We start from the raw sequence: 11,892 nt of genomic DNA, 5'->3' as shown, positions 1-11,892 counted from the left end.
TTGCTAAAGTAATTCTAAAAGTTAAAGTACATTGATCTCTATGAAATTATTTTCGTTTGTTATGGTATTGTTTTTATCTCATTCAACTGTCGCAGTCGAGTTCTCTACACCATTACACAGTGCTGTATCTGAGGGTAATCTCAAGAAAGTTGTCGAGTTACTAGATTTAGGTATTAATGTAGAAGAGCCAACAAAAAACAAGAGAAAAGATACACCTCTACAATATGCAGTAGAGTGGGGACATACAGATATTATTGAGACTCTATTAAAGTATGGAGCTAACCCAAATATGTTAAACGGCATTGGGTATGCTCCAATTCATTATGCAACAACGAGAGAATACCCAGATCTCAAGGTACTAAAGTTACTAATGTCTTATGGGGGAGACGCCAATGCCACTGCTACAAACGGCACAACACTCTTGCTTTCAGCAATCCAAAATGAAAATGTCAACGCGATATCATATTTACTAAAAAAAGGAGCTGATCCAAACACTAAAGGACCGCATGCTCCCCTTATCTGTGATGCTGTAATGACGGAAAACATCGAGATTATTTCATTGATGGCAAAGCATGGCGCAAATATCAATCATGCTAGGTGTCGATTAATGATATTTGGAGCAAAAGAGCCTGAATATGGCTCGCCAATGCACTTAGAAAAGTGTAATTCGAAATTGCTTAAAAAGCTCGTATCTCAGGGAGCTGATGCAACGATAAAATCAAGTAAGGGTCGCACTGTTACTCAACTTGCAGAAGCTGTTGAAGATGGCTGGGACAATGGTAAGGATTGCTCTAGTGCTATTCGATATCTATCTATAGTGAAAACGTAAATATTTAGTATAAAGAGCAATTTTATGAATGACCGCTTTGCACGAGCAACTGCTCTACATTCATCTAAAACGTTGACTTGTCGCTCGATAGTGTTTGTAGTTTTATTTTGGTATTTCTAATTTAAACTTTACTTAGCATTTTGAGTCAAAGGCTGTCCCTAAATGGCGTTTCAGAGATATGTACTTTCGGCACATCCGCGTTCTCAAACTTTTGTGTTAAGTACTGAGCCAATGACGCAGCAGCTAGTTCTGCGTTAGGTCCTGGACCTAAGGTTATCGACTCTATAACATTCTCGGTTATAGGAAGTTTGAAAAACGGTATTAAAACACCGTTTTTGTTTCTATAAGATACTCGTGAGGCGCATTCGTTAGATAGATAAATTGCTGCTCGTTTCTCTTTTTCTTCCCTAAATGAATTATTTTTTATATTGGCGGCCGTTATTAATATATTGGATAGCAGATTGTGAACTTTTTCGTATATAACTGCATAGTGCTTGTCTTCTACAAGATTACTTTGAATGTCGTATTTCGCGTAATACCTTTCAAAATCATCCTCATTTATTTCTAAAAGGTCGTAGGGCTCTTTTGACATTAGCTTATCACTATGTTCCTCTATCAACTTATTTGAAGTCTCATCACTATACATACATTGCTGCAAACTAAACTGCATACTCTCGTCAGCATTAAACATTTTTTGTTGCCGATTTAATTGCTCATTTAGACGGCCTTCGTCAAATTCTATACAATAGCCTTGGGATAAATTTGAATACCCTCTCCACTGACTAAGGAGGTCGCTTGATTCGCTAAAGGACATAACGAAAATATTGCAGTTTGTTCTGAATTTTTCAATTTCCTCCAAAAAAGCTTCAGATTCTCTATAAATTTCCCGATGTAGCCGATTGTCCCACATTGCTTCAAACTCTTTCCTTAAATCTTCAGGAGGAATGTTCAACTGTGTGGATTTGATATGTCTTTTTAATCGCCTTTTATATAACCACCTATCGACTATTTTATCTAGACCTTCATATAACTCTTGACTGTCATTCATGTAGTTTATGTGCGTAAACCATAACTCATTGTTTTGAATAATACTCGTTAACGCGTCTAGATTTGTATAGTGATATAAAGCCAACTAACTTCCCCGTTCTACTCTTTAATTCAGTGATGAAAGACATTCTTATGCGAAGCCACTTTGGTGGCAAAATAAATCAAAACTTGTCAGAAGTTACAGCACTAACTTCCAAACGAGTTATTAAAATACAATAGCAAAGCCGAAGGTGTTAATACACTATAAGACGAGCTGGAAGTTGCCGCTCCTAAAATATCCCACTGGAATAAATTATAGTTCTCTACAGAAAGCCGCTACTATGTTTTTTTAGTAGATCGGATCATGTTTGTCTTAAGCAGACCCACATAATACTGCTTGGAAGATCGACTCCTCACCCTCAAAACAATGAATTCAATGCATCCAGCGTCAAATCACTTATATTTCAACAAATATGAGATCATACAACAACCATCTATGACCAAAACAACTTGATCTAAATCAACAATCTTTTATACTTTCAGAAAATACTGAAATTTCAGAAATATATATTATGCAAATGACACCAATGATCGAATCTTTTGTTTTTCACTTCGGTGAAATGGGCAGCCGCTGGGGGTTTAACCGCACGGTAGGGCAGATATATGCGCTATTAGTGTTGAGTGAATCACCGTTAAGCGCTAATGACATTGGCGAAGCGCTGGGTATTTCTCGTGGTAATGTGAGTATGGGACTAAAAGAATTACACAGTTGGCAATTAGTACAAACTACGTATAAACAAGGCGACCGTAAAGACTATTACCAAACCAAAGGTACCATTTGGGATATGGCGAACAAAGTATTTGAAGAGCGTCGTAAGCGTGAAATGGACCCTACTCTGTCTTTGCTTCGTGACATATTGTTAGACGAAGCTGCTAATCATCAAGAAGTCCATGCGCAGCAAAAAATTCATGAAATTCACGACTTACTCGAAAACATCACGCATTGGACGCAAAGCTTACAAACCTTATCACCAGAAAAGCTTAACACCCTGATGAAACTTGGCTCGGGTGTAGGCAAGGTATTGGATTTAAAAGACAAGCTTATTCAAAAGAAGAGTTGAGCACATACCAGCCTTAATAAACTGCTCAGTCGACAGTAGACAGATTTTTTAATTTACTAGAGGTAATAAAAATGGACGTGTTAGTGTTATCGCGGATCCAGTTTGCCGCCAATATTAGCTTTCATATATTGTTTCCAACCATCACCATCGCGCTTGCATGGTTACTATTTTACTTTAAAGTGCGCTTTGACCTATCACAGCACCCAGTGTGGATGCGCGCTTACCGCTTTTGGGTAAAAGTATTTGCCTTGACCTTTGCCTTGGGCGTCGTAAGTGGTATTACAATGTCGTTTCAGTTTGGTACCAACTGGCCGGGCTTTATGGAAACCATCGGGAATATAGCAGGGCCGCTGCTCGCCTATGAAATACTAACAGCCTTCTTTTTAGAAGCCACCATGTTAGGGATTATGCTATTTGGCTTTAATCGCGTCCCTGCGTGGGCACATACCTCAGCCACCTTCCTTGTGGCCTTTGGTACCAGCATGTCGGCATTTTGGATACTCGTGTTAAATTCATGGATGCAAACGCCCGATGGTTTTGAAATGCGCGAAGGTGTCGCCTATGCGACCGATTGGATGGCAATCATTTTTAATCCGTCATTTCCGTATCGTCTTAGTCATACCTTGCTTAGTTCTGCGCTAACGGTGTGCTTTTTAGTCGCAGGTATAAGCGCGTATCGCATTTACCGTGGTGACAATAAAAAAGCGCCAAACGTTACGCTTAAAACGGCTCTATTTGCTGCCGCTATACTTGCGCCAACACAAGCCTTTGTTGGCGACTTACACGGATTAAATACGCTTGAACATCAGCCAGCAAAAATTGCAGCGATGGAAGGGGTATGGCATACCGAAAAAGGTGCGCCATTGGTGCTATTTGGCTTACCCGACGAGGCGACGCAAAGCAATAAATTTTCGATTGAAATTCCAACACTGGCAAGTCTCATTCTTACTCATGATCCAGCAGGTGAAATTAAGGGCTTAAACGAGTTTGAAGGCGCTCATCCGCCAGTAGCGCCAGTATTCTTTAGTTTTAGAGTAATGGTCAGCATTGGTCTACTAATGATAGCAATCGCGTGGTGGAGCAGTATCACGCTCCTGCGCAAAAAACGCTTGTCCGCTTTACAACTTAAAATATTGATGAGCATGAGCTTTTCTGGCTGGATAGCCACCCTAGCCGGTTGGTATGTCACGGAAATAGGACGTCAGCCTTATTTAGTACACGGAGTATTAAAAACAGCTGACGCCGTCACCACTATAGCTGGGGAAAATGTTGCACTCACACTTGCAGCGTACTTAAGCATTTATTGTGTCTTACTCATTGCCTATATCAAAACGCTACTTAACTTGGCACGCAAAGCCGTAGACGTTGAAGAGTACGATTTAAGCTTACCGGGCTTGCCTGAACAAAAAACGCAAGGCAATACAGCAACTAGAGGAGCCAACTAATGTTTGATTTTAGTCATCATCAACTCGCACTTATATTTGCTGCGTTAACGGCACTATCGATATTGCTCTACGCCATACTCGACGGATACGATTTAGGCGTCGGAATTTGCTTACCGCTCAATAACGAAGCGTGGCGCGATACATCCATTGCCTCAATCGGGCCTTTTTGGGATGCCAATGAAACGTGGTTGGTGCTTGCGGTTGGCTTGCTGTTGGTCGCGTTTCCGTCGGCGCACAGTGCAATACTCAAAGCACTGTACTTACCTGCAACTTTATTACTCATCGCCCTGATCATGCGTGGCGTGGCCTTTGACTTTAGAGCAAAGGTAAAACCCGAACATAAGTTTCGCTGGGATATTACCTTTAAAGCAGGATCTATTTTGGCCGCCTTTAGCCAGGGCTTCATGCTCGGTATTTATATCATGGGCCTCGAATATACGCTATGGAGCACACTCTTCGCCGGCTTCAGTGGTATATGTGTTAGTGCTGCATATGCACTCATTGGCAATACATGGCTAATATTAAAAACCTCAGGAGATTTGCAGTTGCACGCCATCAAACGCAGCAAGCAAGCGGGTGTCTTTTGTTTTGTCGGGATTTTAAGTGTGTGCTTAATCAATCCATTAGTGAATGCCAATGCTTTTGAAGTGTGGACGCAAGGACCATTTGTCTACTTATACGCCGCCATTCCGCTTTTATGCTTTGCAATGTTTGCGTTAGGGTACTTAGTGTTAAGGCGTTTACCGCTCGAAAAGGACGAGGGCGCTTGGCTACCCTTTTTGATGACTGCAATTATCTTTATGACATGCTTCGTTGGCTTAGCGTTGAGCTTTTATCCGTATGTGGTACCCAATGCCTTAACCATTTACGAGGCAGCAAGTGCCGAAAGTTCGCTAAACATTATATTTTTCGGCGCAATAGTCGTCGTGCCAATTATCGCCGCATATACGGCCGTGGCTTATTATGCGTTTAGAGGAAAGGCTGATGCCTTGAGGTATTATTAACATTTCCGACTATTTCATGTATATCAGCCGAGCAATCAATACTCGGCTGTAAAGTCTAATATGAAAGCTAGCCGGCAGTATAATCCACGCGAATAGTACCGTACCGCATGAATGCGTTTGGTTGATCGAACACATAGTGATCACAACCAATCCATAAATTCTGCCCCTTTAGTGCATCACTAAGGTTGATACTACCCAAATTTTCGTAATACCAAACTTTCTGACCTTTATACGTTGAAAGAGCCATGTAATTCGACGCAACACCTCCACTTGTTGAACGGACAAAACCGACTCGACATTGTCGAGGGTCGTTATTATATTTGGTGTAATTGATAACAATACGTTCAACATATTTGCCGGGCTTCACTGGCAGATTACATGACATTTTGGAGCCTTTTCTAACCTCAAAACCACCGCCAACGATTCGACTGTCAGTTATTTCAGTATTATTCGATTTTTGCATTCCGCAGAACGATGCCGCAGGATAAAATTCTGAAATAGAGGATTCAGAAGGTTCCAGCCAACCTGCCATTGCACCAGCAGAACTAAGTAACAACGCTACTCCCAATATATTTCCTTTCATAAAACTTCCTGTTAAATTAATAAAAGCTGATAAAAGTTCAGCATATTTGTTATCGCTTGTTTGCCTCATTACTTGATTTCGACTTATGCGCCAATGCACTCGCATTTTTTTCCCAATTCCGTCCATCAAACTCGACTATACGAACCTCCTTTGGTAATTCATCGAGGCAATTGAGGTTAATATCGATACCATCTGGGTTGGAGCGCGGCGTATAAAAGGGTTTTACACCACAGAGCTTGCAAAAGGTGTGCTTGGCGACACCGGTATTAAAGGTATAAGTAGTAAGATCGTCTTTACCACTTATCAACTTAAATTTTGATAAGGGCAGTATTAGGTGAACAAACCCCGCTTTACTGCAAATACTACAATTACAACGCTCACACTCTATTGATTCGGGTAAATCAACTTCAAATGTCACTTTTTTGCAATGACAACTGCCTGTGTATTTCATAATAGACGCCTTTTTCAATGAGTTTATTCCGAGTAAACCGGGAAGTGTTCGATATTTACCAACATACTATACTTTAGACTATGCACTTAAATCACACTAAGTGATTGTTATTAAGTTTTTTTATAGATTTATAGTAAAAATGCAAAATTTAAAAACGTTTTTTCGAAAAAACCTATTAAAGAAATATCTTTACTAGTCGAGCAAGTAGTAAATACATGATTTTACATGCATAAAATTTGAGTATTCACAATTCCAAACAAACAGATGTATAAACTTAAGTCTAAAAATCATTACTTTCACCCCTAAACCTAAGTATACATTTTAAAACCGCTATTTTTTCACACCATACTTGGTTATTCGAATTAATACTTACCAGATAAATTTTCGATGCTTAAATTCATCTCGCCTTCAAGCACAACGGTGGGATTGAGGGAATAAACACACAATTTTGTAATATAAAAGGATTATTAATCATGAATAAATTTAAATTAGCTGCTTTAGTAACAGCAACGTTGGTATCTTCTGCTTCTTTTGCTGCAAGCGAAACGTTTGATGCGAACGTTACAGCCGCTGCTGACGCTAGCATAGCTAACTCTACCGCAATAGATTTCGGTACAGTACAAGTTGCATCAGGATCTGTATGTACTATGGACGATGCTGGTGCTGTAACGGGTGCTTGTGATGCTTCTGCCGCTGAAATAGCACTTGGCCAAGTAGATGTCACTGGTTTACTACCAAATACCGGCGTAACCGTTGAATTGACTTTTTCAGCTGGTACTAACGTAACATTTGTACCTTCTTTTGACATCAATAACGCGGCAGCGGCTTCCGATGGGCATGCATCTGCTGATGGCGCAATCAGTGTTACTACAGATGGTTCTGGTTCAGACCTTCTAATTGACGTTTATGGTCAGCTAACAGTAAACAACACGCTAACTCCAGGCGCTGATGAAACAGCACCTTACACAGTTGAAGTTCTTTTCCAATAAAAGCTATTGATGCTAAAGGACTCATATGAAGTCCTTTAGCTCATCAGGATATATCAAATATTACACAGGAGTGACCCGCTACCATGTCAATAAAAAATTTTTCTGCCGTAATCACGTTACTACTGATATTAAATGTGCATTCTGCTTTTGCAAATCTAGCAATGTCAAAAAATCGCCTCGTATTTGATAGTAAACAACGTTCCGAAGCCTTGCAACTGAGAAACACTGGTTCGGTACCCATGACTTATTCAACGCAAATGCGTTTAGTTGAAATGGACGAACATGGCAACATAAAAAAGGTAGATAACACTGATAACTCGGCCATCAAATTAATTAGATTTTCTCCTAAACGTGGGACTTTACAACCTGGCGGTAAGCAGGTGATTCGATTCTCAGTCCGACGCCCTAGCCATTTAAAAGATGGTGAATACCGCGCTGTATTTAGCATGAAGAGTTCGCCAGATCTTAGAGCAGCGGGATCTGTTTCACTCAAACCGACTATGAGCTATAACTTTCCCATAATCGTCAGGCATGGCGACGTGCATGCACAAACCAGCCTACAGCGGCCCCGACTAGTTAACATTAATAACACGCCACATGTTGAATTTTGGCAAACTCTCGATGGTAATCGCAGCCTATACGGTAATTTTATTATCAGGGACAATAAGGACCAAGAAGTCGGCATATTAAATGGCGTTGCGGTATATACCTCTGTGTCTGAACGCCGCATCCGAATACCATTGAACATAGATGACTCTGCCTCAAAAATAAATATTGAGTATCAAGAAGTTGCAAAGTATGGCGGCAACTTGAAATCTAATATCGACTTCACGCTTTAGACGAGAATTTTTTTGTCGCAGGCAAGTCCATGAGCTTTACTGGTAAAGGATTACCCCTATCTTTTTTAGTGATGGTTTGTCTATTTCTATACCTGCCCCGCAGCTTTGCCTGCAATTCTACTTATAATTGGCAAGCTGCAGAAATCAACGAAGATGACCTATTGTTTATGGTACTGCGGGTAAATAACCGATCAGTGCTAGACAGCGTTGATGTTTTTCCCGTGGGTGACACTCATCTTGTGGCTATATCGCAATTGCCTGATGCTTTTGATTTACCTTGGCGTATTACGTTTAACCCAAATAGTTTTAGATCTGAATATGATGAACATTCGCCTTTGTCATGTGGATTTGATATTGATTTCACTTCCACCGCAGAGTCAACAGTGGCATATTGGTACACTGACGATTTTGATATTTATGTAGATATTCGAGTCATTGCCACCTTATTAGGTGGCGAAAGCAGTACAAATTTTGAAATAATGCAACTAAACTTTACTAGCAGCTATGAGCGCTTTGGATCAGGAAAGAAAAGCAAACAACTAGTTAGTGAACGAGTTTATACACCTTTGCAAACGCTAACTATGGTAGCGGACGACTACAAATTACTTACCTTGCCACGTATCAATTACAGATTAGATGCTCGCCATGACTCAACAAAAAGCAATACTTCACATAGTGCAAATATCAACGGCTATTTCGACTTGGCTTATATGTCAACCAATTATCGCCTTAGTAATAGTAAGACGGGTTCAAAGCAGTTCCTTCGCTTGAGTAAGAACTTTTTAGTTGATGATACCATCACTCAGTTTAAACAAAGTATAGAAACTATCGACGACCGCAGCATTAAATATGAATTAGGCGACTTATCCCTAGATGGAGATGAGTTAGTTGGTACTTCCTTACAAGCTTTAGGCATTAACACCTTCAGCTATTCTCAAAATAGGCGACGGAATTTTTCGAGTATAAGAATTGAAGAAACAGTACTACCAGGTTGGCGTGCTCGCCTATTTAGAAATGGAGAGTTTTTAGAAGAAACCGTAAGTGATAACGACAACCAAGTAATATTTTCCAATATCTCCACATTTTTTGGTCGTAACGAATTTGAAATACGCTTGTTCAGTCCAGAGGGCCTCGAAGAAAGCAGAACGCAAATTGTCGACGTGGGAAGAGAGCAACTTCCTAAGGGAGATTTTGATTTTCGCATATATGCTGCGGATGCCGCGAAACGGTTGTTAGATGGCAATATTCAAAATAGCAAAGAAAGACACTTTGGCGCTTCAACTACCTTTGGTATTGGCCACAATATTACCCTAAATTCAGATTATCAACGGCAAGAAACTGAAGATAATAACTTTGAAGACTATGCCACGTTTGGCGCTGATATGAATATCGGCGATCACGCAATTCGGGTTCGGCACGCTAAACAAATTGGCGGTGGACAAGCTTCATTTGTCGGTGTAAATAGTCGATTATCTAATAAAGTAAATGCTAGTATTGAACATACTTATCTAAATGATTTTACAAGTAGCAAATTTAGCAATAACGCAGATTTTGTGTATGATACAAAAGCTAGATTAAATGCACGATTAGGCAGTACAAAGCCTTTTTCTGCGAACCTAAATATTTCAAATAGACAGCGGTTAGATGGTAGCCGCTCTTTATCAGCAGGAATTGGTGTTTCACAAAGTCGTAGAGGCAATACTCTTTCAAACAAATTGTCTTATTCAGAAAATCGGGGTTCACACAAAACAGTTCATGATGCTTTTTTAACGCATCGTATCCGAAATTTTCAATTTAGCCATTCTTTGTCATGGCAGCCTTTTGACCGTCTAGATATCGACAGTTACACGATGAACATACGTTGGCCACAAAAGTTAAAAACTTTTCAGCAGAGCAATATCAGTTACCGCGCCAACAATAAACATAAATTTACTTATCGCCAACAGGCAAGTTGGCGATATGAACTATTCAACTTTAAACTTGGCGCGAACATTAATAGCGGAGGTCATTGGAACGTGAACATTGGCATCACGGGGGATTTGTTTTATAACAAACCCAAACAGCGACTGCAATTAAGTAAGCCGAAAGGAGCTAGTGCTGCAAAAGTTGAAGCCTTTGCGTATTTAGATCGCAATAGGGACAATCAATTTAATGGAAACGACGAACCCCTTGTAGGCGTTGGTTTTGAAGGCTCACACAACTGGCTTGACGAACAAACGACAGAAAACGGCGAAGTACAATTGTTCACCAATAATCGCTATCAAAAAGTAGGCGTCGATGAGGGCACTTTATACGACCCGTTTTTTATGCCGTCAAAACCGCCTGTGTTACTTGCTACACACGAAGGAGGGACCGCTCGTATTGAATTCCCAATCGTAACAACTAATGACATCGAAGGTATAATTCTTCAAGAAAAAGAAGGTGAAGTTCGCAGCTTAGCAGGCTTAACAGTTAACTTACTCGAAATCAACGGTGCCAATCATTTTACAAGCATGACAGAAGTAGATGGCTTCTTCTTTTTTACAAAAGTGCCTCCTGGGAGGTATATGTTGCAACTAGATAAGGAAAAGCTTCAAGACTTTAGATTAGCCATACCCGAAGAAGCCATCGTTATTGAAGCGCCAGAGGAAGGTGATATTGTATCTTTGGATGACATAGTATTGATTGATAGTAAAACACACAAAAGCATTGAACAGGCTAAGTTAGAAAAAGAAGCAGACGCGTATTCTGGCTTGCAACGGCAGGCGTATTTAGCTTTAAAAGCTTCTATACAAGCTAGCTTAGCAGCAATAGACAATTCGCAAAATGAAACCAATGGACTACTTGCCCATGCAGCTTATCAGAAAGTACTAGCCGTATCGGAAACTATCAACTAAATAGTTAGTACTTACCTATATTTTGTCTATTGGTTTTTATATGCCAAATAAGTAACGGAGGTTACTAATTTGAAAAAAGCGCTACCAAAAATGAACCGGTAACGCCTTTAGTTGGAAATCCGTGGAACGCCCTAAGGAAGTATTACTCCTTTCTTCTCAACATCAGTAAAGTAATCCCTAAACCTACGAAACTAAATACCAATGGCGTAGGCACATCCACCACAGTCACAGACGTTTCAAACGTTGCATCTAGAATTTCTTCAGAAAAAAAACTGTCAACCAATGCAACAGATTCCAACATGAAATTAGCCGCGCCAAAATCTAAGGCGGTAAATTGCACACTCAACAGGTCAACAACGCCCGTTGTCGGCAACAATGGCGCAGTAAAATCTAAATTGAAGACATCAAATAAAATAAGGTCAGCAAAACTGAAATCGTCAATGCCTAAGTCGTAGTCGTCAAAGCCATTCATGTCTTCGTCCAAGGTTGCGTAAGGCCCAACTAGAACGGCGCTATCGAAGGCGACCACACTAGGATCAAAAACAAGATCTAATCCAAACTCATAAATATCGTCTGTTCTTGCGCTACTATTAAAATCAAACGCAATATCTAGCGTGATAGTATCGCCGACACCAACAGTCGACGAATTAGAACTGAAAACAAGGCCCGCTGATGAGCCAAAGCTCATCAGGGTAATTAAACTAGCGATTAATAATTTTTTCATTGTAG

At 40.2% G+C, this 11,892-nt stretch carries 11 protein-coding genes; 7 read left to right on the top strand and 4 right to left on the bottom strand.

The annotated features are described in order from the left end of the window. The first annotated feature begins 40 nt into the window (after positions 1-40). Positions 41-829 carry an ankyrin repeat domain-containing protein gene (locus QQK00_RS11190; protein ID WP_284217660.1) on the top strand — a complete coding sequence of 263 codons (789 nt, stop codon included), beginning with the start codon at positions 41-43 and terminating at the stop codon, positions 827-829. Between the two features lie 145 nt (positions 830-974). On the opposite strand, the gene QQK00_RS11185 is transcribed toward QQK00_RS11190, so the two are convergent. Continuing rightward, positions 975-1,961, bottom strand: a complete 987-nt coding sequence (locus QQK00_RS11185; protein WP_284217659.1) for a DUF2971 domain-containing protein — start codon at positions 1,959-1,961, stop codon at positions 975-977. 466 nt (positions 1,962-2,427) lie between these two features. Between QQK00_RS11185 and QQK00_RS11180 the strand changes: the two genes are divergently transcribed. The 3 genes from QQK00_RS11180 (at position 2,428) to cydB (ending at position 5,425) form a co-directional block, all read left to right on the top strand. Further along, entirely contained in the window at positions 2,428-2,976 is a 549-nt protein-coding gene (locus QQK00_RS11180; protein ID WP_284217658.1) for a GbsR/MarR family transcriptional regulator, read from the top strand. A 71-nt stretch (positions 2,977-3,047) separates the two neighbouring features. Further along, the gene (locus QQK00_RS11175; protein WP_284217657.1) at positions 3,048-4,421 is read left to right on the top strand and encodes a cytochrome ubiquinol oxidase subunit I; all 1,374 of its coding nucleotides are present in this window, start codon (positions 3,048-3,050) and stop codon (positions 4,419-4,421) included. Beyond that, positions 4,421-5,425 carry a cytochrome d ubiquinol oxidase subunit II gene (cydB, locus tag QQK00_RS11170; protein ID WP_284217656.1) on the top strand — a complete coding sequence of 335 codons (1,005 nt, stop codon included), beginning with the start codon at positions 4,421-4,423 and terminating at the stop codon, positions 5,423-5,425. The genes QQK00_RS11175 and cydB overlap by 1 nt, the downstream gene beginning before the upstream one ends. 67 nt (positions 5,426-5,492) lie before the next feature. On the opposite strand, the gene QQK00_RS11165 is transcribed toward cydB, so the two are convergent. Then, positions 5,493-6,008, bottom strand: coding sequence for a hypothetical protein (locus tag QQK00_RS11165; protein WP_284217655.1), 516 nt, complete (start codon positions 6,006-6,008; stop codon positions 5,493-5,495). A 49-nt stretch (positions 6,009-6,057) separates the two neighbouring features. Further along, positions 6,058-6,459, bottom strand: coding sequence for a GFA family protein (locus QQK00_RS11160; RefSeq protein WP_284217654.1), 402 nt, complete (start codon positions 6,457-6,459; stop codon positions 6,058-6,060). Positions 6,460-6,932: 473 nt separating this feature from the next. On the opposite strand from QQK00_RS11160, the gene QQK00_RS11155 reads away from it, so the two are divergent. From QQK00_RS11155 to QQK00_RS11145, 3 genes are all read left to right on the top strand, one after another. After that, a complete protein-coding gene (locus tag QQK00_RS11155; RefSeq protein ID WP_284217653.1) occupies positions 6,933-7,448 on the top strand; it encodes a hypothetical protein in 516 nt (171 codons plus the stop codon). 83 nt (positions 7,449-7,531) lie between these two features. After that, entirely contained in the window at positions 7,532-8,287 is a 756-nt protein-coding gene (locus QQK00_RS11150; protein WP_284217652.1) for a fimbrial biogenesis chaperone, read from the top strand. Positions 8,288-8,316: 29 nt separating this feature from the next. Continuing rightward, the gene (locus tag QQK00_RS11145) at positions 8,317-11,163 is read left to right on the top strand and encodes a hypothetical protein (protein WP_284217651.1); all 2,847 of its coding nucleotides are present in this window, start codon (positions 8,317-8,319) and stop codon (positions 11,161-11,163) included. A gap of 142 nt (positions 11,164-11,305) precedes the next feature. On the opposite strand, the gene QQK00_RS11140 is transcribed toward QQK00_RS11145, so the two are convergent. Further along, positions 11,306-11,887 (bottom strand): hypothetical protein, encoded by a 582-nt coding sequence (locus QQK00_RS11140; protein ID WP_284217650.1) that lies wholly within the window; start codon positions 11,885-11,887, stop codon positions 11,306-11,308. Between the last annotated feature and the right edge of the window lie 5 nt (positions 11,888-11,892).

Source organism: Agaribacter marinus (assembly GCF_030160655.1).
Taxonomy (GTDB): Bacteria; Pseudomonadota; Gammaproteobacteria; order Enterobacterales; family Alteromonadaceae; genus Glaciecola; species Glaciecola marina.
Note: the sequence above shows the minus strand (reverse complement) of the source record. Positions and strands in the feature narration are given on the sequence as shown.

Bases quoted from the DNA above. Each gene is read 5' to 3' on its own strand.
- QQK00_RS11190 (WP_284217660.1), top strand. From the start codon at position 41: ATGAAATTATTTTCGTTTGTTATGGTATTGTTTTTATCTCATTCAACT.
- QQK00_RS11180 (WP_284217658.1), top strand. From the start codon at position 2,428: ATGCAAATGACACCAATGATCGAATCTTTTGTTTTTCACTTCGGTGAA.
- QQK00_RS11175 (WP_284217657.1), top strand. From the start codon at position 3,048: ATGGACGTGTTAGTGTTATCGCGGATCCAGTTTGCCGCCAATATTAGC.
- QQK00_RS11145 (WP_284217651.1), top strand. From the start codon at position 8,317: ATGAGCTTTACTGGTAAAGGATTACCCCTATCTTTTTTAGTGATGGTT.
- QQK00_RS11160 (WP_284217654.1), bottom strand. From the start codon at position 6,459: ATGAAATACACAGGCAGTTGTCATTGCAAAAAAGTGACATTTGAAGTT.
- QQK00_RS11140 (WP_284217650.1), bottom strand. From the start codon at position 11,887: ATGAAAAAATTATTAATCGCTAGTTTAATTACCCTGATGAGCTTTGGC.
- cydB (WP_284217656.1), top strand. From the start codon at position 4,421: ATGTTTGATTTTAGTCATCATCAACTCGCACTTATATTTGCTGCGTTA.
- QQK00_RS11165 (WP_284217655.1), bottom strand. From the start codon at position 6,008: ATGAAAGGAAATATATTGGGAGTAGCGTTGTTACTTAGTTCTGCTGGT.
- QQK00_RS11155 (WP_284217653.1), top strand. From the start codon at position 6,933: ATGAATAAATTTAAATTAGCTGCTTTAGTAACAGCAACGTTGGTATCT.
- QQK00_RS11150 (WP_284217652.1), top strand. From the start codon at position 7,532: ATGTCAATAAAAAATTTTTCTGCCGTAATCACGTTACTACTGATATTA.